This window comes from Devosia pacifica (assembly GCF_014652635.1).
In the GTDB taxonomy this organism is placed as follows: Bacteria; Pseudomonadota; Alphaproteobacteria; order Rhizobiales; family Devosiaceae; genus Devosia; species Devosia pacifica.
The window spans coordinates 1-22441 of the sequence record NZ_BMZE01000003.1 but is presented as its reverse complement, the minus strand read 5'-3'; the positions used below and the strand labels follow the sequence as shown (position 1 = coordinate 22441).

Below are 22441 nucleotides of genomic sequence, written 5' to 3'. Positions count from 1 at the left end.
TTTTTATGTGCGATGCGCCTTTGCCGCCCGACCAGCGCAAAGGAGTTTCCGATGGACCAGCGTTACGATCTCGTTGTGATCGGAGGCGGCTCAGGGGGCGTTCGCGCTGCGCGCATGTCCGCCACCTACGGCGCTCGCGTCGCCATCATCGAAGAATATCGCATGGGCGGCACCTGCGTCATTCGCGGCTGCGTGCCGAAAAAGCTCTTCGCCTATGCCAGCCGCTTTCATGAAAGCTTCGAAATAGCCGAAAGCTACGGCTGGTCGGTCAATGCCAGTTTCGACTGGTCGGTCCTCAAGGCCAACAAGGACAAGGAGATCGCCCGGCTGGAGCGCGCCTATACGGCTGGCCTTGATGGCGCCGGCGTCGAAATCATCAAGGACAGGGCGGTCATCACGGGACCAAATACAGTCCAGCTGCAGCAGGCCGGAACCACCCTTGAGGCCAAGACTATCCTCGTTGCCGCCGGCGGGCGCCCGTTCGTGCCGGACATTCCGGGTGCCGAATACGGGATGACCTCAAACGAAGCCTTCGAGCTCGAAGCGCTGCCGCATTCCATTCTCATCGAAGGCGGTGGCTATATAGCCGTCGAGTTCGCCAACATTTTCGCTGGGCTCGGCGTTCACGTCACTCTGCTCTATCGCGGCGATTGCATCCTGCGCGGCTTCGAGGATGAGCTGCGCCGTGGCCTCGAAGATGGGCTGGTCCGCCGCGGCATCAAGCTCATCTACGAAACCAACCTGCTCGAAATCCGAAAGTCCGGCGACGACCTCACGGCCGTTTTCAGCGATGGGATTGAAGCGCCTTTCGGCGCCATCATGTTCGGAACCGGCCGGCGCGCGAATACAGAAGGTCTGGGGCTCGATACTGTCGGTGTCGAACTCAATGAAGACGGCACAATTCCCGTCGACACCTATTCGCGCACCACTTGCCCCTCGGTTTACGCAGTCGGCGATATCACCGGGCGCGCTGCTTTGACCCCGGTCGCCATCCGCGAGGGTGCGGCGTTCGCCGAAACGCTATTCAACGACAACCCGACCGAGGTCGATCTCTCCCAGCTTGCCACAGCGGTCTTTGCCGATCCGGAGATCGGCACGATCGGCCTGACCGAAAAAGAGGCGGCGACCCACGGCGATATCGACATTTACCTTGCCCAGTTTCGCCCGATGATCAACACGCTGACTGACCGGACCGAGCGGATGATTTTCAAGCTGATCACCGATGGAAACTCCGGCAAGGTCCTTGGCTGCCATATCCTCGGTCCGGGTGCAGCGGAACTGATCCAGCTGGTCGCCGTGCCGATGGGGATGGGGGCGACCAAGGCGGATTTCAATCGCGCTATCGCCGTTCATCCCACTGCTGCCGAAGAACTCGTCACCTTCAAGAAGCCTACCTACAGCTATCGCGGTGGCAAGCGCGTCGGCTGAAACGGCCCTGATTTGTTGCTTGGCACATGCTCGGCGTCTTGCTAGACCGCCAAAAGCTGCCTGATCGGCAGTTGAGGTGTGAGCGAGTGAGGCCCGACATGACGACGTGGACGCCCGGAAGCTGGCGGCAGAAGCCGATTTCTCAGGTTCCAAACTATCCGGACCAGAATGCGCTCCGCGATGCCGAGCGCCAGCTCTCGACATTCCCTCCGCTGGTCTTTGCCGGTGAAGCGCGTGAACTCAAGGCCCGGCTTGCCGAGGTGGCTCACGGTCGCGCCTTCCTGTTGCAAGGTGGCGACTGCGCCGAAAGCTTTGCCGAACACGGCGCAGACCACATCCGCGATTTCTTCCGCGTCTTCCTGCAGATGGCGGTCGTTCTTACCCATGGCGCGTCAAAGCCCGTGGTCAAAGTCGGCCGGGTGGCTGGCCAGTTCGCAAAGCCCAGGTCCTCGGATACCGAAACCATCAACGGCGTTGAGCTTCCGAGCTATCGCGGCGATATCATCAATGCCATCGAGTTCGATGAGAGCGCGCGCCGCCCCGATCCGGATCGCATGCTGCACGCCTACCGTCAGTCGGCGGCCACGCTGAATCTCCTGCGTGCCTTTGCTTCGGGTGGCTATGCCGATTTGACCCGCATTCACGAGTGGACCGTCGGGTTCATGAAGGGCTCGAACTGGTTTCCGCGCTATGAGGAAGTGGCCCGCAAGATCGATGACGCTATCGATTTCATGCGCGCCCTTGGCCTTACGGCGGAGAATACGCCGGCGCTGCGTCAGACCAGCCTGTTCACCAGCCATGAGGCGCTGCTGCTTGGCTACGAGGAAGCGCTGACCCGGCGCGATTCCATCTCCAACGACTGGTACGCGACCTCGGGGCATATGATCTGGATCGGTGATCGCACCCGAGATCCCGACGGGGCGCATGTCGAATACTTTGCCGGTATCCGCAATCCCATCGGCATCAAGTGCGGCCCCTCGATGACCTCCGACGATTTGCTGCGGTTGCTCGACCGGCTCAATCCGCAGGATGAAGCCGGGCGCATCACGCTCATCGGGCGATTTGGCGCTGACAAGGTTCAACAGCACCTGCCGCGGCTTATCGAAACCGTTCAGCACGCCGGGCGCACCGTCGTATGGTGCTGCGATCCGATGCACGGCAACACCATCAAGGCAGCCAGCGGCTTCAAGACCCGCCCGTTTGAACGGATTCTCGGCGAGGTAAAGGCCTTCTTCGATGTGCACCGTGAGATGGGCACCTATGCCGGTGGCGTTCATGTGGAAATGACCGGCGACGACGTGACCGAATGCGTCGGCGGCGTCTCGGCGGTCACAGAAGCGACCCTGTCGGACCGTTACAATACATATTGCGACCCGCGCCTCAATGCCAGTCAGGCGCTCGAGCTGGCATTCCTCGTTGCCGAAGAAGTGCAGCAGCGCCAGCCGGAGGTGCGTCAGGCAGTTGCTGGAGAATGATCTTCACAACGCCTTGAACTTGCCATCACTCTCATGCGTTCTACGTGTTCGCCCCGAGATGGGGTGAGCACCGACGTGCCAATTTTTGCGCGAGTTCATGTCAAACATCTTCTTTCCTGGCGCCGAGGGCGCACTCTCTGACTCATTGACCAACTCCAGGTGCATGGCACTTGCCCAGAGTTTCGATTGGTCATCGACCGAATGCGGCGTGTTGGAGGACTGGCCCGAGTGCATAAGGGGTTCAGCCCGCCTGATCCTCGGTTCGTCCACCCCGATGGCGATGCTGATGGGGCACGAGGGGCATCTGCTCTACAATGACGCCTACGCCGAATTTGCCGGACAAAGGCATCCCGCAATCTTTGGCCAGCGGGCGGTTGATGCGTGGCCGGAAATCGCTGATTTCAATCTCGACAAGATTGCCCGCGGCATGGCGGGCGAATCGATGACGCTCAGGGACGAAGAGCTGAAGCTCGATCGTCACGGCCAACTCGAATCCGTCTGGATGGACCTTCACTATAGCCCGGTACTCGACGAAGCGGGCGTCGCCTGCGCCGTTTTGTGCATCGCTCACGACACGACGGATCGCGTCCTCGCAGAGCAGGCGTTGGGGCGGAGCGAGGAGCGTCTGTCTCTCGCTCTAAACGGATCGGCTTTGGTCGGCACTTGGGACTGGGATGTCGATCAGGATCTGGTCACCGCAGATGACCGGTTTGGATCACTGTTCGGCCTCGATCCGCTGCATGCCGGGCTTGGTGTCCCGCTGACTGATTATTTCGCGGCAATCCATCCTGACGATCGCGATCGCGTTCAGCGCGAGATCACCGAGGCCCTCGAGACGCGTGCGCCGTATCGTTCTGAGTACCGGGTCGTCGTTGGTGACAAGACGCGTTGGGTGGTTGCGTCTGGTCGCGCACGCCCCAAGCCGGACGGCAAGGGGATGCGCTTTCCCGGCGTCGTGGTCGACGTAACCGAGCAGCGCGAGGCGGCCTTCGCGCTCCAGGAGAGCGAATTGCGTTTTCGCACGCTCGCCGACACCATGCCGCAAATGGTCTGGTCGACGTTGCCGGACGGCTTTCACGATTATTACAATGCGCGCTGGTACGAGTTCACCGGCGTCCCGGCGGGATCAACGGACGGTGAGGGATGGAATGGCATGTTCCATCCCGACGATCAGGAGCGCGCCCGGCAGTTGTGGAAATACTCCCTCGATACCGGCGAGCCCTACGAAATCGAATACCGCCTGCGTCACCATAGCGAGCAGTACCGCTGGACCCTCGGCCGGGCGCTGCCGATCCGCGATGCCGACGGGCAGATCGTGCGCTGGTTCGGCACCTGTACCGATATCCACGATACAAAGATCAGCGCCGAAGAGCGTGAAATTGTCGCCCAGGAACTTTCGCACCGCATCAAGAACATCTTTGCTGTCCTCAACGGCATCATAAACCTGTCGGCGCGCAGCAATCCGGAGGCCAAGAAATTCGCCGATGCTTTGCGTCAGCGTATTCTGGCGATGGGCGAGGCGCACGACCTTGTACGGCCGCACTCCGAGAACTCCAAGCGCGCCGAAACGCAAAACTCCTTGCAGGCTCTACTGCGCCGGCTGATGCAGCCTTACAGCCTCGATGACGCTGAGCGGCTGGAGATACTCGGCGAGGACGCCGAAATCGACGATGGCGCGGCAACCCCTCTTGCCCTGCTCTTCCACGAGCTGGCGACGAACTCCGCCAAGTACGGCGCCCTGTCGAAAGAGAACGGCAAGGTGCAGGTTACGGGCCGGCTGGACGGTGATGACTTCCATCTGGAATGGCGCGAAACCGGCGCAGATCTACCCCCGGTTGAACAGATCAACGAAGGTTTCGGATCGCGATTGATGACCCTGAGCGTCGAAGGTCAGATGAGCGGATCGTTGGCGCGCGAGTGGACCGGTCAGGGACTGTTGTTCACCAGCCGGCTGCCGGTGCGCTCACTGCGCCGCTCGGTGCGGTTGAGTAGGCCGGACGAGAGTTGATCAATCCCCTGATCAATCTCACCGAAACTAGCCGGCGGCCTGGATCTCCGGCCGGACGTCGAACCGCTGCAGTGCTGGCGGCGGTTCCGCTGGCTGGTGATTGTGGCATTGAACGGCAAACGTGATGGCCTGCTTCAAAGCGCTTTCACTCGCGGGCTTTGCGAGGACACCCAGCGTTCCTTCTACACCGGATCCAAGCTGAGCCGGGTTTGCGGTGAGGTAGATAACACTTACGCCGTGCCGCTCCGCCAATTCTCGTCCAATACCTATGCCCGTTGGACCGTCGCGAAGGTTGAGATCAACCAGAGCGACATCGGCATTTTCGGCAAGTTGAAGGGCAGAGCTCTGATCGGCAGCGATTCCTATGGGCTCGAAACCAAGGTCTTCCACTAGAAATTCAAGGTCGGTGGCCACGAAAATCTCGTCTTCGACGATCAGTACTCTACAACTCATAGGACGTTCCGGCGGTCGTTTCAGGTAGTCAGCGACGGGTGAACCCGCGTGAGCGGCGAAGGTTGCCGCACATCAGGCACGCGTAAGTCACAATTCCAAATTTAGCCCAACGTCGTTACCAAATTGCAAGCGCCCGCTTAGGCCGCTGTTAACCTTAATGCCGCCATAAACAACTCCAGATCGTCATAATTGTCCAGAGGACGGGACTGGATGCTGCGTACATTGCTCACCACAACTTGTGTTCTGGCATTTGCCGGCCCGGGCGCCTTCGCCGCAGATAATCTGTTTTTGCCGGACTTGCGGCCGGCCTATCCCGATGCCTGGGAACTTGAAGAGGAAAATCCTCTCAGGTTCGAGTTCGGCGCCCGCTACTGGTATACGCTTGGCGGCTTTGATACCGATCTGTCAGGCTTTGATCTCAAGACCGAGGACACAACGCACATTCTCGAACTGCATGGCCGCATCGAGGATCTCGGCACGGATAGTTACGTCAAGGCGATTGGTGGCTTCGGCGTCGTAAATACCGGTAGCTATAATCTCGATGGCGAAGACGGCGACATGGTGGGCAACACCGTCGCCTATGCCGGGGGCGATTTCGGCTGGATGCCGTTCGGCGATATGCGCGAAGGCTATTCGCTTGGCGGCCTCGTCGGATACCAGTACTGGAAGGAAGCCCCCGATACTGGCCGTGCCAGCTTCACCGTGGCGGAAACTGCTGCCGACATCGACTACTCGCCCGAAACCGGCGCATGGTCTGTCGGCTTCGACAGCGAACCCAACAATTTCGATATTCACGCCGTTCGTCTCGGCGCTGCAGCGCGCTTTGAACTGGCGAAATCCATCGACCTGACGGCCGAGGCCGTGGCCATCCCCTACGCTTATATCGATGGCACATTCGGCGCACATGATCTCAATCCGACATCCAGTGGCAATCTGGTGCGCTACCAGGGTTCCACCACCACTATCGCCGGTCACGCCTACGGCGCTTCGGGCGAACTGCTCGTCGGCTTTCATCCCACCGAAAACCTGACAGTTCGGTTTGGTGGCCGCGCCTGGTACCTCAATGGTCAGTACGACGCTGAAACGGAAGTAGCCACGATACAGCCTCCGCAGCCGAACGCCGAGGCGCCGCCGAACTTCACTGCGCCCACTCTGTCGCGGCAGCGCTATATCCAGACCGACAATCCGTTCTCGCTGTTCCGCTACGGCGCCCTGTTCGAACTCACCGGGCGTTTCTAAGGCGCGATTGCCGGCTTGCCCGCTTCAGGGTCAGCCGTTAAGTCTGCCGCTGCCGCCGGGTGTCCCCGGCATGGTACTGCCGGCAGATAGAGGCGTGACTTGACGGAAAAACTTCGCATAGCCCTGGCGCAGCTGAACCCCAAGGTCGGCGCGATCGATGCCAATCTCGAGCTGGCGCGTGACGCCATCGCCCGAGCGCGGTCTCAAGGTGCCGACATCCTGATGCTGTCGGAGTTGTTCCTCACCGGGTATTTTCCCGAGGATCTGCTGTTCAAGCCGCAATTCGTCAGCGATGCCATCGCCGCCGCCGAAGCCCTCGTCTCCACCACGGCTGACAGCGATCTTACGCTCATTCTGCCAACGGTCTGGCGCGACGGTGACATGCTGCGCAACAGCGTCGTCATTGCCGAGAGTGGCCGGATTTCCGCCATCCGCCACAAGCGCGAGCTTCCCAACATCGACGTGTTTTACGAGCGCCGCTACTTCACGCCAGGCCCGTTGCCGGAGCCGGTCGAGATCAAGGGTGTGCCGATCGGCATCCCGATCTGTGAGGATATCTGGCAGCCTTGGGTGTGCTCGCACCTCGCCCGTCAGGGTGCTGAACTACTCCTCTGTCCCAACGGCTCCCCCTATTGGCGCGACAAGCAGTCCGTGCGCACGGAACTGGTGCGTTCCCGCGTCGCAGAGGACAGCGTGCCGCTGCTTTATCTCAACCAGGTCGGCGGGCAGGATGAGCTTGTGTTCGACGGTGCATCATTCGCCTACGAGCCGGGCGATCGCATGGTATTTCAAGGCCGATCGTTCGAGCCCGATTTCATCGTCTCCGATTGGGTTGCAACCCCCGATGGCTGGCGCTGTGAGGAAGGCACCATAGAGACCTTGCCCGATATCGATGAGGCCCCTTGGCGCGCCTGTGTTCTCGGCTTGCGCGATTACGTCCACAAGAACGGCTTCAGCAAGGTCGTGCTCAACTTGTCGGGCGGCATAGATAGCGCCATCGTTGCGGCGCTTGCGGTCGACGCATTCGGGGCCGACAAGGTGCATTGCATCATGCAGCCCTATCGCTACACCTCGAGCGAGAGCCTTCGCGATGCCCAGGAGTGCGCGGCACGACTCGGCGTTCGCTACGATGTCGTCTCGATCGCCGATCCTGTCGAAGCCGTTACAGCCGGGTTGTCCGAGATGTTCGCCGGGCGCGACGAGGACCTGACCGAGGAAAACGTTCAATCCCGCATGCGCGGCCTCATCGCCATGGCTGTCTCCAACAAGTTCGGCTCGATGCTGCTGACCACCGGCAACAAGTCGGAAATGGCTGTCGGATACGCCACCATTTACGGCGACATGAATGGCGGGTTCAATCCCATCAAGGACCTGCTCAAGATGCAGGTCTATCACCTTGCGCGCTGGCGCAACGCCCATCATCCGGCCGATTGCCTCGGCCCACAGGGGGAAGTCATCCCGCAATCGATCATCGACAAGGCACCAAGTGCCGAGCTTCGGCCCGATCAGACCGATCAGGACAGCCTGCCGCCATATCCGGTGCTCGACGCTATTCTTGAGGCGATGGTCGAGGAGGAGCGCTCGCTGGCCGAGATCGTCGAGCTGGGCCATGACGCAGATCTGGTGCGGCGCGTCGAGCGATTGGTGAACCTTGCCGAATACAAGCGCCGCCAGTCAGCGCCAGGCGTCAAGCTCAGCCCTCGGGCTTTCGGGCTCGGCCGGAAGTACCCGATTACCAACGGCTATCGCGATGGGTCGGCCTCATGAGTGTTCGTGTACGTTACGCGCCGTCGCCTACTGGACGGCTCCATATCGGCAATATGCGCCCCGCGCTGCTCAACTGGTATTTCGCTCTCAAGCATGGTGGCGACTATGTGCTGCGGCACGATGATACCGACATGCAACGCTCGACGCGCGAGTTTGCCGACCTGATCGAGGCGGATCTTGCCTGGCTCGGCATTCTGCCCGGCATGATCGTCCGGCAGTCGGAACGGACCGATCTTTATGACGCTGCCCGCGACAGGCTGATCGCCTCGGGCCGGCTCTATCCGTGCTATGAAACCGAGGATGAACTCGACCGTCGCCGCAAGCGCGCCCGCGCGCTCGGGCGTCCGCCGATCTATGATCGCGCCGCCCTGCAACTCACCGACGAGGACCGACAAAAGCTCGAAGCGGAAGGGCGTCGGCCGCACTGGCGTTTTCGCCTCGACGGCAAACCCGTGGTCTTTAGCGACCTGATCCGTGCAGAGCAGACCGTCAACACCGCAACCATGTCGGATCCGGTTCTCGTTCGCGAAGACGGTTCATATCTATATACTCTGCCCTCCGTCGTCGACGATATCGACCTCGGCATCACCCATGTCATCCGTGGCGAAGATCACATCTCGAACACTGGCGTTCAGATCGAGATCATCGAGGCACTTGGCGGTGCGGTGCCCCAATTTGCTCACCACAATCTTCTGACCGGTGCCAGCGGCGAGGGGCTGTCCAAACGTCTCGGGTCGCTCGCCGTTTCGCAATTGCGCGCCGATGGCTACGAGCCTTTGGCGGTCGCAATTCTGGCAAGCCTCACCGGCACCAGCCTGTCCGTCGAGCCCTATCTCGATCTGGCGGCAATTGCAGAGGCTCTCGAATTCGAAAGCATCTCTCACGGTCCGGCACGCTTTGACCCTGCGGAACTCGATGGCCTCAATGCGCGCATTCTGCATGAGATGGATTACGCCACGGCACAGCCACGGCTGGCAGCTCTCGGGTTCGACAACGAACCGCTATGGAGCGCCGTCCACCAGAACCTGCAGCGTTTTGACGACATCAAGGCTTGGGCCGAAATCGTCGAAGGCCCGATTGATCCTGATTTCGACGCGGAAGACGAGGAATTCCTCAGAACAGCTGCAGAAGCGCTGCCCCCCGAACCGTGGGACGAGACCACCTGGGGGGCCTGGACTTCTCAGCTCAAACAGCAGACCGGGCGCAAGGGCAAGGCTTTGTTCATGCCACTGCGGAGGGCCCTGACAGGGCGCACCGATGGGCCTGAGCTCAAGTCCCTTCTGCCGCTGATCGGGCGTAAGGCGTCTGTGGACCGACTACCCTGACGGTGCGGTCGCCGATCTGAACCTGCCGCACGGTGCCAGTCTGCGCCGGCGACTCCACGGCCTCGGCGACAGCTTCGGCACCGCGAACCGTGGGCCGGGGCCTTGGTAGCGGAACGTCGCTCATCAGTGTTTCGGCGCTTGCTGCCTCGATCGGCTGTGTCTGGGTTGGAGTGCTTGGCATCTGCTCCTGTTGGGCAGTCTGCATGCCGGTATTGCATCGGGTCTCTTCGCTGAACCGGTCGCGATAGGCGAAGGCATTGGGCAAGGCGCTATATGGCTGGCCCGCAATATTGCGCATCTGCTCGGGCTCTTCGCCGGGGTTGTTGTAGTAATAGAGTTCCACAGGCGTGTTCGGGCACATCGCCTCGCAACGCTGCGCATCCTCCATCACGAAATCCTGCGTCGTGGCGTAACTGATCGGCCAGAAAAAGCCGTCGCTTACGCGAACGCATACGGTCCGCAGCGTCTGCCGTCCGCCATAGCTCCAGGCTTCGGCACCCTCGACCACACTGCCGTCGCTATACTCGCCACCGCCGAAAATACGGTCGAACAGGGTCTGGCGGTCACGCGACAGGTTCGCGTTCGAGCCGCCCGAACGCCCGCATCCGAAGCGCGCCATTTCCTGAAGGATCGCCTCGCGCTGCCGCGCCACCTGGCCGCCTGCACTTGCCGATTGCTGCGCGCGTGCAAATTCCTCGCGAAGCCGCAGCACGTCCTGTGCAACACCTCGGCAGTACTGGCTCAGCGTGCGTCCGGCACGCGCATCGTCATTGCATCCATCGCGGATGTATCGGCTCTCCGCTGCCTGCACCTGTCGGCCGAGGTCGCGCGCACGCGATTGCGAAGCATAGCCGCCCGAGCGGTCGAGATCGGATAGAGCCGCCGCCAATTGCTGGCAGCTGGCCGATTGCGCATGCGCGGTGCTCACGTCGACAATCAGCGTTCCGACACATGCAATGGCGGTCAGCGCCAGTCTCAGCAAACGCTCCGATGGCAGAATCTTCAAAATACGTCCTCGTCAGGCTTCAGGCCGGCAGCGTCCTGCCGGTGCATATGCCCCAGCATACCGATCTTGAACAGTTACGGCGATGCACAACCGTCACACTGTTGCGAGAAGATGAGGGCAGGGAGCCCGCGCCAAGCGTCGCATTAAGTAACTTTCCCGTGTGCGGATATCCTGTAGGCGTCGATCATGCCAGTCTCGGTTTGGAGCCAGGTGGGACCATCAAGGTGAGGGAAAACATGAAATTTAACAGGAAGATCACCGGCATTGTTGCTGCCCTTCTGTGTGGCGCAACGATGAGTGCTGTGTTCGCACAGGACGAGATCGACGTCAGCACGATGTCGACCGATGAGATCATCAGCATGCGCCAGGATCTGATGAAGGAGAACGGTCAGACCCTGCGGAGTGCACGGGAGCTGACCGGCGAAGACGCGTCGCAGGCCATGCAGACAGTCCTCGCCAATTATCAGGCGTTGCCGGACCTGTTTCCTGAAGGCTCGACCAGCGACGACAGCGATGCGCTACCGGCCATCTGGGAGAACTGGGACGCCTTTATCGAAATCGTCGATGCCGGTACACTTGCGGCAGAAGACGCGATCGCGGCTGCGGACGCCGGCGATAATGCCGCCTACATGGCCGCTTTCCAGCGCCTCGGCGGCACATGCGGACAGTGCCATCAACAGTTCAGGGCTGAAGACAACTAGGCCCGACGTCTCGACCTCCAAGTCGATCTGGGGCGGCACTCCGGTGCCGCCCCTTTTTCTTGCGCACTTGCTGCAAGGCTGGCCACTTGGTATTTGCCCCGTCTTTGGAGGCCAAAATGCACAAGCGGTACTGCCTGGTTGTCCTGCTCGCACTGATGAGTCTTCCCCCAGCCAATGCTGCTGAAGCCGCAGGCAATTTCGTTGCGGCTTGCAACGATAGCCGCGACATGTTCGAGCTTGCTGGCTTTGAAGACCATAAGCGCGAGCGACTCTGTGATTGTCTCGCGCGTGATTTCGAAGCCGCGCTTCCCCCAGCCGCCATTGATTATCTTCGTCGTAACCTCATTGGCGAAACAGTGGATGGCGAGGCGCCGGCGCTTTCCGATGCGGCCAGTGTCACGGCCTATGGCCGCAGCGCCCTTCAGGCCTGCCTCGCCATTGACGGAATGATCGAGGGCCAGGGTAATGCCGAAGATCGGCAATAACGTTTTGGGGTTGCCAGAGCTTTTCCTGCGAGGCATTGTGCCGGCCATGAATACTGCTCGCGCAACCTGCATTATTGGCTGCATTATTATTCGCTGACCTCACGGCTGCGGCGCGGTTTTCTTCATTCAGCATCGATGACCGGAAGAGCCCGCTGCCCAGCGCTTAACGACGCATGGCCAGGACCGAACCGGATATGTCTACGGCACAGCCCGACCTGAAGTTCTACAATACGCTGACGCGCGAGAAGACGCGGTTTCAGCCGCTCGATGCCGACAATGTGCGCATGTATGTGTGCGGTCCGACGGTGTACGACTTCGCCCATATCGGCAATGCCCGCCCGGCGATCGTCTTCGATGTACTCTTTCGGCTGCTCCGCCACGTGTATGGCGAGGCGCACGTCACCTATGTGCGCAACATCACGGATGTCGACGACAAGATCAACGCCCGTGCCGCCCGCGATTATCCCGATCTGCCGCTCAACGAGGCTATCCGCCAGGTGACGGACAAAACCGCGCGGCAATACCTGTCCGACGTGTCAGCGCTCGGATGCCTCGAACCCTCGGTGCAGCCGCGCGCCACCGAAAACATCGCAGAGATGCAGCAGCTCATCGCAAGCCTGATCGAGCGCGGGCATGCCTATGTGGCGGAAGGCGAAGTGCTGTTCGCTGTCGGCTCGATGCCTGATTATGGGCGGCTCTCTGGCCGCAATCTCGAGGAAAATCTTGCCGGCGCGCGTATCGCTATAGATGCGCATAAGAAAAACCCGGCGGATTTCGTCTTATGGAAACAGTCTTCGGCGGAAGAGCCGGGTTGGGATAGTCCGTGGGGGCGGGGTCGTCCCGGCTGGCACATCGAATGTTCCGCCATGTCCGAACGCTATCTCGGCCAGGTCTTCGACATTCATGGCGGCGGGCTCGACCTGATCTTCCCGCACCACGAGAACGAGATCGCCCAATCCCGCTGCGCCCATGGCAGCGAGGCGATGGCCCGCGTGTGGATGCATAACGGCTTCGTTCAGGTCGAAGGCCGCAAGATGAGCAAGTCGGAAGGCAATTTCATCACCATTCACGACCTGCTCGAAACCGAGGCCTTCGGCGGACGCAAATGGCCCGGCGAAGTGCTGCGGCTGGCAATGCTGATGACGCATTATCGCGAGCCCATCGATTTTACCGTCAGGCGGCTGGAAGAAGCTGCTGCACGTTTGGAGCGCTGGGCCCGTTTTGCCGATGGCCACACTACGGCCGCGCTTTCGGCAGACGCCCTTTTGGATCTATGCGATGACCTCGATACTGTCGGCGCGGTCAACCGCATTCATGACCTCATCGTCGAGCAGCAGAGGCCGGCCGAAGGTCTTGCCCTCGCCGAACTGCTCGGCATCACTGTCTTCAGCGCGCCGACCTCCGATGTCGACCCGGCCGCCTTGGTTGCCGAGCGGCTTGCGGCTCTTGCGGGCAAGGATTTCGCCACCGCAGACCGCATCCGTGCCGACCTGCTGACACAAGGTGTCCAGCTCATGGACTACAAGGACCCCGATACCGGCGAGCGCCGGACAAAATGGGAGTTCAAGCGATGATGGATCATGTGGGCATTCTGGTGGCGGATTGGACACGCGCAAAGGCGTTCTACGATGCAGCGCTCGCGCCACTTGGCGCAACAATGCTGCAGACCGTGCCGGAGCAATATACCGGCGGCGTCAAGGTTGGCGGCTACGGCCAGCAAAAACCGGATTTCTGGCTGACCGAAGCTAACGAGCCCGGACCCGGCCGGCACTATGCGTTCAGTGCTGCTTCGCGGGCAGAGGTCGATGCATTTTATCACGCGGCCGTCGCGGCTGGCGGGCAGGATAATGGCGGCCCTGGCCTCCGCCCGGAATATCATCCGGACTATTACGGTGCCTTCGTCATCGATCCAGACGGAAACAATGTCGAGGCGGTGTGCCATGACGCAGAATAGCTCCGAAGCGCCGGTGCACGGTGGCTGCCAATGTGGTGCGGTGCGATACCGCATCACCGGACCGTTGAGAAACCCGCATATCTGCCACTGCCGGATGTGTCAGAAGGCGTTTGGCTCCTTCTTTGCGCCGCTTGTTGCAGCACCGCGTGAGGCCTTTGCCGTCACGCGCGGGGACCTCGCGTTCTTCATGTCGTCCGATCAGGCCGAGCGCGGCTTTTGCCGCGATTGTGGCACGCCGCTGACCTTCGCCTATGTCACCTCGGATCACATCGCCGTCTCGATCGGCTCGCTCGATGAGCCGAACGCCGTCATCCCGCGCAACCAGTACGGCACGGAGGCGCGGGTGGCGTATTTCTCGGAGCTGCCAGGTCTTCCGGGAGAGGAAACGGGCTCCGACGATCCGAACCAGCTGGCGGAAATCGCCGCCAGCAATCACCAGCATCCTGATCACGAAACCGAGCACTGGCGCCCGCATCTGGGCGCCCACGCAAAGAGCTGAGCCATGACCAAAGAGCGCCTCTACATCTTCGACACCACGCTGCGCGATGGAGCACAGACGGCCGGCATCGAGTTCTCGCTTGAGGACAAGCTGTCGATCATCGGGCTCCTGGAGCGAATTGGTGTCGATTATGTGGAGGGCGGCTATCCCGGTGCCAATCCGGTGGATACCGAGCTCTTCAGCAAGTCGCGCACCAAGAGTGCGACCTTTACCGCCTTCGGCATGACAAAGCGGGCGGGGCGCTCTGTCGAGAACGATCCGGGGGTACAGGGGCTCATCAATTCCGCCGCGCCCGCCACCTGCTTCGTTGCCAAGGCGTGGGATCATCAGGTGGAACTGGCTCTGTCGAGCACCACGGATGAGCACTTGCAGGGCCTTGCCGAGACCGTCCGGATCGCCGTCGACAACGGCAAGGAAGTGCTGATCGATCTCGAGCACTTTTTCGATGGCTATAAGGCTAACCGCGACTATGCCTTGCGATGCGCTGAAGTCGCCCTCGAGGCAGGCGCGCGTTGGGTTGTCCTGTGTGACACCAATGGTGGCACCATGCCGGGCGAAATCAGCGAAATCGTCTCGGAAGTCTGTAGCCGCGTGCCTGGCGACCATCTGGGAATCCACGCCCATAATGATACCGGTCAGGCTATCGCCAACTCTTTGGCGGCTGTCGAGGCAGGTGTACGCCAGGTTCAGGGCACGCTCAACGGCATCGGTGAACGGTGCGGCAATGCCGATCTGATCACACTGGTGCCCACCCTTGTTCTCAAATCGCGTTACGCGGACCGGTTCGAACTGGGCATCACCAGCGAGCAGCTGGCGCGGTTCACGCAGATCTCCCGCGCCTTTGATGACAGGTTGAATCGCGCTCCGGCGCGCCAGTCGCCCTATGTCGGCGCCTCGGCCTTCGCCACCAAGGCGGGCATCCACGCCTCGGCGCTGGCAAAGGACTTTTCGACCTATGAGCACGTTGAGCCGGAAAGCGTCGGCAATGTGCGCTCGATCATGGTTTCGCAGCAGGCGGGCAAGTCCAACCTGCTGACGGCACTGGCGCGGCACGGCATCGCCATGGACAAGAATGATCCACGCCTGGAGCGGCTTCTGGAAACAGTCAAGGAACGCGAATCGCGCGGCTATTCCTATGACGGTGCGGACGCTTCGTTTTGCCTGTTGGCGCACGAAGTGATGGGTACGCTGCCGGTTTATTTCGATGTGGAAAGCTACAGGGCCAGTGTCGAGCGGCGTCACAACGCGCGCGGCGAACTGGTCACGGTCACCGAAGCGGTGGTGAAGATCCGTGTCGGTGAAGAGCTGTTGATGTCGGTGGCGGAAGGCAACGGTCCGATCAACGCGCTCGATACTGCCATGCGCAAGGATCTCGGCAAGTATTCGCACCAGATCGAAGATCTGGAACTGGTAGACTTCAAGGTCCGTATCCTGAACGGCGGCACGGGCGCGGTCACCCGTGTACTGGTCGAAAGTCGCGACGGCACCGGCGAGCGCTGGTTTACCATCGGCGTATCGCCCAACATCATTGATGCCTCGTTCGAGGCACTATATGAGTCGATTTCGTATAAGTTGTTGAAGACTGAAGCGGCGCAGGCGACAACGGCGGCAGAGTAATCTTGACTGGCGGCATTGTCGCCGGAGTGCACGCTGGAGGGAAAACTGGCCGATACTGCTTCTAACCGTCCATTGGCGCTGACCTTTGGGGCGGCTGCGGTCACCCTGATTGTCATTCTTGCAATTCTCGCAGGTCCTGCGTTCGTCAACTGTGTCGGAGGGGCCGAGAGATTTGGCCTCTGCCTGCGCGGTGAGCTTATCGATGCAGGCCTTGTGCCGACTGATGATACGGAGCCGGCGATTGCTGATGCCGAGGATACGGCGGAGCCTTCGGCACCAGTCTCTGAAATGCCGGACACGGATGAGTCCGCCGGGCAGTCGGACGAGCCTCAGAGTGCCGAAATTACTGAAGAGCAGCAGCTTCCGTCTGAACAAGAGGCGGAGCAGGTGCTGGCGGCAACGTTCGGCCTGTTGCGCGCCGAACCCGATGGGTCGGTTCTGATCGCCGGTAGTGGCGATCCGGGGAGCACGATCGAGCTTTACGCAAATGGCGAACTGCTGGGCACGGCCGAGGTCGAACCAAGTGGCGATTGGGCGTTCTTGCCGGATCTGCCGCTCGAGCCGGGCGGCGTTGAGATTACCATCGGAGAGGCGGGCCGCGAGGGACGATCGGACCAATCCTTCGTCGTCATGATTGACCCTGAAGGTGAGGACCAGCCGATGGTCGTCGCCAGCACGCCTGGTGAGGCCACGGACATTCTGCAGGGCCTGACGCGCGCCCCCGACATGGATATTGCCGCAGTCGAGCCGGATGATCTTCAAACCGGCGTGCCGGATATGCAGGTGACGCCGCAGCCAGAACCGGCAGACGAACCGTCTGGTGGTGAAACCCGGTCACCGGTCAGTTTGCCGACCGAGCCGTCCGCCGCGCAAGGCGCCGAGATCGACGAGGGTATAGAGCCCCAACCGGCTGAAGATGTCGCACAGCCTGAACCAGAAACTGCAGACCCCGCAGAGACACAGCTAGCACCTGCAGATCCAGAGACTTCGGAACCGCAAGCCGCCGACACGACACTGCCGCCTGACGCAGAAGACCTGACTACAGATGGCGCCCCTGCGACCGAGCGCGATCAGGCTGAGCCGATCGATGAGACACCTGCCGAGGAGATCGGCCAAACAACCGCTCCTCAAGAGGCATCACAGCCCGAAGAGACCACAGAGCAGGACGACCCGGCTCCGCAGCAGCCGGCCGAACCCGCATCGGCCCAGCAAGATGCCGAGCCGGCACCAGCAGAGCAGGAACCAGTAGAGCAGGATCTCGGCGAGGATCAGCCCGTCACCGACGAGACCCAACAGTCACCGGCTGAACAGCCCGCAGATGAGACAGCCCCTGATGAGCAGCCTGTGGGTGAGGCTCCGCCTGCCGAATCACAGGAGGCAGAGCCCGCAGATGCCGGCGAAGACATGCAGGTGGCGGCGATCGACCCCGAGGATACGGCAACGCCGCAGCCGGGCACCGATATTGTACCCGAGCCTCGCGAGACGGAGCAGCCGCTCGCAGCTCCGAGCATTGATGCCATCGAAATTGACGGTGAGCAGACATTCTTTGCAGGCGGTGGCCCCGAAGGGGCAGTCATCCGCCTTTATGTCGATGATGCCTATATCGCGGACACAACGGTCGAAAATGGCCGCTGGTTGGTAGAAGCCGGACCGATCCTGACGCAGCGCAGTCATCGGGTGCGGGTCGACGTGCTTCAACCGCGTTCCGCTGACGTGGTGGCGCGTGCGGAAGTGAATTTCGTTCTGGATGTCCCGGAAACCGATCCGCCAGTGGCTGTTGCTCAGGCCGATGAAGCCGACATCGCGCCACAAGAAGCACCTGACACCATTGGTGAGGCAGAGAGTCCGGCCAGCGAAACGCCTGATGCTGAGCCCGCCGACCCTCAGGCACGACAGGCCGCTCCGACTGAGGCCGATGCGCCGGAGGAGAGCACGGAGCCACGCGAGCCGCAGGGGCAGGAACCGCAGGCCACCGGCAGCGGGGAACAGGACGTCGAAGCGCCTGAGCCGGTTTCAGACGAGGATACCGCCAGCGCGCAACCGGAAATTGACACGACTGAAGACCCGGATCAGCAGGTGCCTGCGGCCCCGGGTGCCGAGGGTGGCGAAGCACTAGAGACCGAGGTCGAAGCGGACAAGGATGCTCCTGCTGAAACACCGGCCGCTGGTGCACCCTCGGACAATGTGGACACCGGGTCCCCTGCGGCAGTGACGCAGGACGCGGATACTGATGCATCAAGCTCTGCGGAGCCCGTCGCAGCGCCAGAAACGCCGATGGACGAAGCAGCGGATGCTGACGATCAAGGGGCTGAAGCTGAAATAGCGAGCTCCGATGGCGATGATGCTGCGCAGGATCAACCGCCTGTATCTGCTCCTGACCAACCGGATGCTGCTGGCTCAGAGCCTACAGAGGACGCGAGCCTGGATATAGCAGAGACGGATATCACCGAGCGGCCCGGCGCAGACCCGGTCGAGCAGGTCGATTCTCCGCTGGATGAGGCCACGTCCGCTGAATCAGACAGCTCTGCCATCGAAGATCTTGACGACCCGTCGCCGCAGGATCCGCCGGACGTTACGAACGACATCGGCACCGATCCGTCGCACGCCGAGGCTGGGGTTGCAGCGCCAGTAGAGCCGACCGACGAGACTGCAACACCGGCTGAACGCTCGGAAGATGATGCAGCCGTGCAAGGGGAAACCCCGGCCGATATTGCCTCACCTGACGTAGCGGAAGTGTCCGACGATAGAGATCAAACACCCACGACGCCCGATGAAGCGCCTGCGCCGTCAGTCGAAGGCGTTGAACCGGAACAGGAGTCGCCGCCGGCTGGCAATGAGGACGCGACTTCGCAGCCAGTCTCCGACCCCGCAACCGGCGACAGCGATCGGGTCGTCAGCGACCCGGGGCAAGCGGTCGAGGAGCAGGCGACAGACCTTCCCGAACCAGGTGACGGCCGCACGCCAGCGTCTTCGGCGGAGCCACAGGACGAGCAGTCCGATGGGTCAACAGCCGACGTCCTCTCTCAGGATGGTGTCACGCCGCCGCCAGCCCAACAGGCGCCGACAACCCCCGAACCAGCAGAGCCCGAAACCACTGCAGGGCCGGCAATCGGCGATGATGCGGCAGACGCACTCGAGGCGGCGCCGCCAATTGGTGCCGACGCAGCGGGCACTGATGCTGAAGCGTCTCCAACCGCCGATCAGGGCGAGCCAGCCCCGGCTACGGACGAAGCCGATGCACCGGCAGACGAACCGGGTTCGACGCCGTCCGCTGAACCGACACCATCGCCACGCAGCGATGGCGAGCCAGCCGATGACAGCGAAGCTGCCATGGACATCGAGCAGCCAGGCGATGCCTCCGAGGCCGTAAACGCGCAAGCTCCCGGCTCCGGGGATGCAGTAGGCGATTCCGCCATCCCATCGGAGACGCCGGAAATGCCTTCTGCCGACGCACAGGGCGAAGAGCCTGCCGAGGCAGAGGCTCCGGAACAGGATGCCCCTGCCGCAAACGTAACGGCTGATACACCAGAGCCTCCGCGCGAACCGGACGAGCCGGCTTCGCAACAGACGGATCAAGCGCCGTCTGAAAGCGAGGACGTTTCAACGAACGCTACCACCCCCACGCCCGAGGACAGCCAAGCTGATCCGGTAGCGGATGATATGCCGCCGCAACCCGGCAACGAGCCTGAGAGCCCGAGTGTCGCTACCGATGATGCCTCCGCACCTCCGTCTGATACGCTGGAGATAACGGAGCCTGAGGCGGACGAAACGGCTAATGGCGAGCAGGATCAGCGGGCCAGCCAGCCGGAACCGTTAACGACAGGTGCTGACCCTGTTGCGTCCCCGTCAGAGCCCGAACTTCAGGAGCCATCCGGCACCGAACCGGGAAGCACCGAGCTTGACAGCACCGATCCTGAGTTGACGCCCGAAGATGCTGATATTCCCACACTGGTCGCCGTACCGGTAGGCGATCCGGAAGCGCAGCGCTTCGCCTCGGGCCGTGCGATCATTCGGCGTGGCGACAATCTGTGGACCATCGCGCGCCGCGTTTACGGACAGGGGATCAAGTACACGACGATCTATCAGGCGAACTCCGCGCAGATCCGAAATCCCAATCGGATATATCCGGGCCAGGTCTTCGATCTGCCGGAGGAGCTGGAATAGGGCTCTTCGCGGTGGCTTGCAGTTCGGCAACGCATCTTTTATCGTAAAGCAACGATCAAAGGTGTGTGCCATATGCAGGACGAAGACCTTGCGGCGATAATGCGGGCGCTGGGCCATCCGGTCCGGCTCTCCATCCTGCGCATCGTCGCAAGACAGGAAAGAGGGCAGTGCTGCTGTTCCGATGTCACGGAATCGCTGACATTGGCGCAGTCCACTGTCTCCCAGCACATCAAGGTGCTCCTCGATGCCGGTTTGATCGAGCGCCAGCCAAAGGGCACGCGCAATTGCTACATCCTCCAGCGTGAGCGGCTTGAAGCGGTCGGCTCCGCCTATGGCGGTCTCATCGCGGGCATATGCGGGCCCGCTATCAACGAGCAAGCGAAAGCGGGCTGATGGCCTCCAACAGCGACGACAGTAAACGCCCCACGGTGAGTGCGGACGAAGGCTCTTTGCTTTCGACGATCAAGAACCTGTGGGTCTATATGTGGCCGCAGAACCGGCCGGATCTGAAGCGCAGGGTGGTACTGGCCATCGGCGCGCTGATCCTGTCGAAGGTCGCGACAACGCTTGTGCCGTTCGCCTCCAAGGGCATCGTCGACAGCCTCGACTCCAACGAGGCGGTGACGCCGGTCGTGCTCGGCCTGGCGCTACCGGTGCTGTTCGTCATCGCCTATGGTCTCGGCAACATCTTCGATTCCGGCTTCCAGCAATTGCGCGATGCGCTGTTTGCGCGGGTCGGCCAGCATGCAGTGCGTCAGCTTGCCTATCGCACGTTCGAGCACATGCATCGCTTGTCGCTGCGCTTTCACCTGTCGCGGCGAACCGGCGGGCTGAGCCGCGTCATCGAGCGCGGTATCAAGGGCATCGAGACGATCGTCCGTTTCACCATGCTCAACACCGCGCCGACCATCATAGAGTTCATCATCGTCTCGGTAGTGTTCGTCGTCATGTTCGGGGTGAGCTATCTCGGCGTGCTGATCCTGACGATCTGGGCCTATATCTACTTCACCATCAAGGCGTCCAACTGGCGCATTTCCATTCGCCGCGACATGAATCGCAGCGATACCGACGCCAACTCCAAGGCGATCGATAGCCTGCTGAATTTCGAGACGGTGAAGTACTTCGCCAACGAGGAGATGGAGGCGCGGCGCTACGACGATTCAATGGCGCTCTATGAGCGCTCGGCGACGCGCATCTGGACCTCATTGGGCGTCCTCAATTTCGGTCAGGCCATCATCTTCTGGAGCGGGGTGATCATCATCTCGATCATGGCGGTGCTCGGCGTCATGAACGGCTCGCTGACCCTCGGCGACTATGTGCTGCTCAATACCTTTCTGATGCAGATCTACCGGCCGCTCAACCAGGTCGGCTTCGTCTACCGCGAAATCCGCCAGAGCCTGACGGACATCGAGGAGATGTTCAAACTGCTCGATCAGAACCCCGAGATTGAGGACCGCGCCGGCGCAAAGGGCCTTCGGATTAACGGACCGGTGATCCGCTTCGAAGACGTGCACTTCCACTATGATGAAGACCGCAAGATCCTGAAGGGCGTCAGCTTCGAGGTGCCGGCCGGCAAGACCATCGCCGTCGTTGGCCCCTCTGGCGCCGGCAAGTCCACCATTTCGCGCCTGCTTTATCGCTTCTACGATGTCACCAGCGGCCGCATCACCATCGACGAGCAGGATGTGCGTGATGTCACCCAGAAGTCGCTGCGCGCCGCTATCGGCATGGTCCCGCAGGACACAGTCCTGTTCAACGACTCGATCGCCTATAACATTCGCTATGGCCGGCCCGACGCCACCGACGAGGAGGTGCGCGAGGCTGCGCGGCTGGCGCAGGTCGCAGACTTTATCGAGGCTTTGCCGCGTGGCTACGACACCGAAGTGGGCGAGCGTGGCCTGAAACTCTCCGGCGGCGAGAAGCAGCGCGTTGCTATCGCCCGCACCATCCTCAAGTCGCCGGAAATCCTTATCCTCGACGAGGCGACCTCGGCGCTCGATACCGCGACAGAGCGCGAAATCCAGTCGGCCCTCGATACGGTCGCGCGAGATCGCACAACACTGGTAATTGCCCACCGTCTGTCGACTGTCGTCGATGCAGACGAAATCTTGGTCTTGCGTGACGGACAGGTGGCCGAGCGCGGCAAGCATCAGGATCTTCTGGAGCAGGGGGGTCTTTACGCTCAGATGTGGAGCCGGCAGCTCGAGGCCAGCGAGGCCGAGGAGAGGTTGGCCCGCACCCGCCGCGATCCTGATGGTTTCGTAAGCGAGAAGGCGAGACCGTTCAGCCCGGGTAGTTCCACGGCATGAGTGCGTCGATG

General features: G+C 61.5%; 17 protein-coding genes. 15 read left to right on the top strand and 2 right to left on the bottom strand.

Annotated elements, in window-relative coordinates; translation table 11 throughout:
• Positions 1–51 precede the first annotated feature (51 nt).
• The 3 genes from gorA (at position 52) to IE127_RS12895 (ending at position 4911) form a co-directional block, all read left to right on the top strand.
• Positions 52–1428, top strand: a complete 1377-nt coding sequence (gene gorA, locus IE127_RS12905; RefSeq protein ID WP_189426142.1) for a glutathione-disulfide reductase — start codon at positions 52–54, stop codon at positions 1426–1428.
• A gap of 98 nt (positions 1429–1526) precedes the next feature.
• Complete coding sequence (locus IE127_RS12900) at positions 1527–2903, top strand: class II 3-deoxy-7-phosphoheptulonate synthase (protein WP_189426141.1); 1377 nt, start codon at positions 1527–1529, stop codon at positions 2901–2903.
• Positions 2904–3066: 163 nt separating this feature from the next.
• A complete protein-coding gene (locus tag IE127_RS12895; protein ID WP_210310507.1) occupies positions 3067–4911 on the top strand; it encodes a PAS domain-containing protein in 1845 nt (614 codons plus the stop codon).
• 27 nt (positions 4912–4938) lie between these two features.
• On the opposite strand, the gene IE127_RS12890 is transcribed toward IE127_RS12895, so the two are convergent.
• Positions 4939–5364, bottom strand: coding sequence for a response regulator (locus IE127_RS12890; RefSeq protein WP_189426140.1), 426 nt, complete (start codon positions 5362–5364; stop codon positions 4939–4941).
• Positions 5365–5574: 210 nt separating this feature from the next.
• Between IE127_RS12890 and IE127_RS12885 the strand changes: the two genes are divergently transcribed.
• The 3 genes from IE127_RS12885 to gltX all read left to right on the top strand — a co-directional run bounded on the left by IE127_RS12885 (position 5575) and on the right by gltX (position 9695).
• Positions 5575–6603 (top strand): hypothetical protein, encoded by a 1029-nt coding sequence (locus IE127_RS12885; RefSeq protein WP_189426139.1) that lies wholly within the window; start codon positions 5575–5577, stop codon positions 6601–6603.
• A 99-nt stretch (positions 6604–6702) separates the two neighbouring features.
• Positions 6703–8370 carry an NAD+ synthase gene (locus IE127_RS12880; RefSeq protein ID WP_189426138.1) on the top strand — a complete coding sequence of 556 codons (1668 nt, stop codon included), beginning with the start codon at positions 6703–6705 and terminating at the stop codon, positions 8368–8370.
• Positions 8367–9695, top strand: a complete 1329-nt coding sequence (gene gltX / locus IE127_RS12875) for a glutamate--tRNA ligase (protein ID WP_189426137.1) — start codon at positions 8367–8369, stop codon at positions 9693–9695. The genes IE127_RS12880 and gltX overlap by 4 nt, the downstream gene beginning before the upstream one ends.
• Here gltX and IE127_RS12870 read toward each other — a convergent pair.
• A complete protein-coding gene (locus IE127_RS12870) occupies positions 9640–10701 on the bottom strand; it encodes a DUF2865 domain-containing protein (RefSeq protein ID WP_189426136.1) in 1062 nt (353 codons plus the stop codon). The genes gltX and IE127_RS12870 overlap by 56 nt on opposite strands.
• 236 nt (positions 10702–10937) lie before the next feature.
• Here IE127_RS12870 and IE127_RS12865 point away from each other — a divergent pair, with 236 nt between their 5' ends.
• The 9 genes from IE127_RS12865 to IE127_RS12825 all read left to right on the top strand — a co-directional run bounded on the left by IE127_RS12865 (position 10938) and on the right by IE127_RS12825 (position 22430).
• Positions 10938–11402, top strand: a complete 465-nt coding sequence (locus tag IE127_RS12865; RefSeq protein ID WP_189426135.1) for a c-type cytochrome — start codon at positions 10938–10940, stop codon at positions 11400–11402.
• Positions 11403–11518: 116 nt separating this feature from the next.
• Positions 11519–11887, top strand: coding sequence for a hypothetical protein (locus tag IE127_RS12860; protein WP_189426134.1), 369 nt, complete (start codon positions 11519–11521; stop codon positions 11885–11887).
• 194 nt (positions 11888–12081) lie between these two features.
• On the top strand, positions 12082–13461 hold the full coding sequence (cysS, locus tag IE127_RS12855; RefSeq protein ID WP_189426133.1) for a cysteine--tRNA ligase: 1380 nt from the start codon (positions 12082–12084) through the stop codon (positions 13459–13461).
• Positions 13458–13841 (top strand): VOC family protein, encoded by a 384-nt coding sequence (locus IE127_RS12850; RefSeq protein ID WP_189426132.1) that lies wholly within the window; start codon positions 13458–13460, stop codon positions 13839–13841. The genes cysS and IE127_RS12850 overlap by 4 nt, the downstream gene beginning before the upstream one ends.
• A complete protein-coding gene (locus IE127_RS12845; RefSeq protein ID WP_189426131.1) occupies positions 13828–14340 on the top strand; it encodes a GFA family protein in 513 nt (170 codons plus the stop codon). Before IE127_RS12850 ends, IE127_RS12845 begins: the two co-directional genes overlap by 14 nt.
• Positions 14341–14343: 3 nt before the next feature.
• Entirely contained in the window at positions 14344–15957 is a 1614-nt protein-coding gene (gene cimA / locus IE127_RS12840; protein WP_189426130.1) for a citramalate synthase, read from the top strand.
• A 15-nt stretch (positions 15958–15972) separates the two neighbouring features.
• Positions 15973–20121: a LysM peptidoglycan-binding domain-containing protein gene (locus IE127_RS12835; protein ID WP_189426129.1), complete on the top strand. Its 4149-nt coding sequence runs from the start codon at positions 15973–15975 to the stop codon at positions 20119–20121.
• Between the two features lie 72 nt (positions 20122–20193).
• Complete coding sequence (locus IE127_RS12830; protein WP_189426128.1) at positions 20194–20514, top strand: ArsR/SmtB family transcription factor; 321 nt, start codon at positions 20194–20196, stop codon at positions 20512–20514.
• On the top strand, positions 20514–22430 hold the full coding sequence (locus tag IE127_RS12825; protein WP_189426127.1) for an ABCB family ABC transporter ATP-binding protein/permease: 1917 nt from the start codon (positions 20514–20516) through the stop codon (positions 22428–22430). Before IE127_RS12830 ends, IE127_RS12825 begins: the two co-directional genes overlap by 1 nt.
• Positions 22431–22441 lie beyond the last annotated feature (11 nt).

Coding starts and splice junctions, on each gene's coding strand:
- IE127_RS12860 (WP_189426134.1), top strand. CDS start 11,519: ATGCACAAGCGGTACTGCCTGGTTGTCCTGCTCGCACTGATGAGTCTT.
- gorA (WP_189426142.1), top strand. CDS start 52: ATGGACCAGCGTTACGATCTCGTTGTGATCGGAGGCGGCTCAGGGGGC.
- IE127_RS12890 (WP_189426140.1), bottom strand. CDS start 5,364: ATGAGTTGTAGAGTACTGATCGTCGAAGACGAGATTTTCGTGGCCACC.
- cimA (WP_189426130.1), top strand. CDS start 14,344: ATGACCAAAGAGCGCCTCTACATCTTCGACACCACGCTGCGCGATGGA.
- IE127_RS12895 (WP_210310507.1), top strand. CDS start 3,067: ATGGCACTTGCCCAGAGTTTCGATTGGTCATCGACCGAATGCGGCGTG.
- IE127_RS12825 (WP_189426127.1), top strand. CDS start 20,514: ATGGCCTCCAACAGCGACGACAGTAAACGCCCCACGGTGAGTGCGGAC.
- IE127_RS12845 (WP_189426131.1), top strand. CDS start 13,828: ATGACGCAGAATAGCTCCGAAGCGCCGGTGCACGGTGGCTGCCAATGT.
- gltX (WP_189426137.1), top strand. CDS start 8,367: ATGAGTGTTCGTGTACGTTACGCGCCGTCGCCTACTGGACGGCTCCAT.
- IE127_RS12865 (WP_189426135.1), top strand. CDS start 10,938: ATGAAATTTAACAGGAAGATCACCGGCATTGTTGCTGCCCTTCTGTGT.
- IE127_RS12830 (WP_189426128.1), top strand. CDS start 20,194: ATGCAGGACGAAGACCTTGCGGCGATAATGCGGGCGCTGGGCCATCCG.
- cysS (WP_189426133.1), top strand. CDS start 12,082: ATGTCTACGGCACAGCCCGACCTGAAGTTCTACAATACGCTGACGCGC.
- IE127_RS12885 (WP_189426139.1), top strand. CDS start 5,575: ATGCTGCGTACATTGCTCACCACAACTTGTGTTCTGGCATTTGCCGGC.
- IE127_RS12900 (WP_189426141.1), top strand. CDS start 1,527: ATGACGACGTGGACGCCCGGAAGCTGGCGGCAGAAGCCGATTTCTCAG.
- IE127_RS12850 (WP_189426132.1), top strand. CDS start 13,458: ATGATGGATCATGTGGGCATTCTGGTGGCGGATTGGACACGCGCAAAG.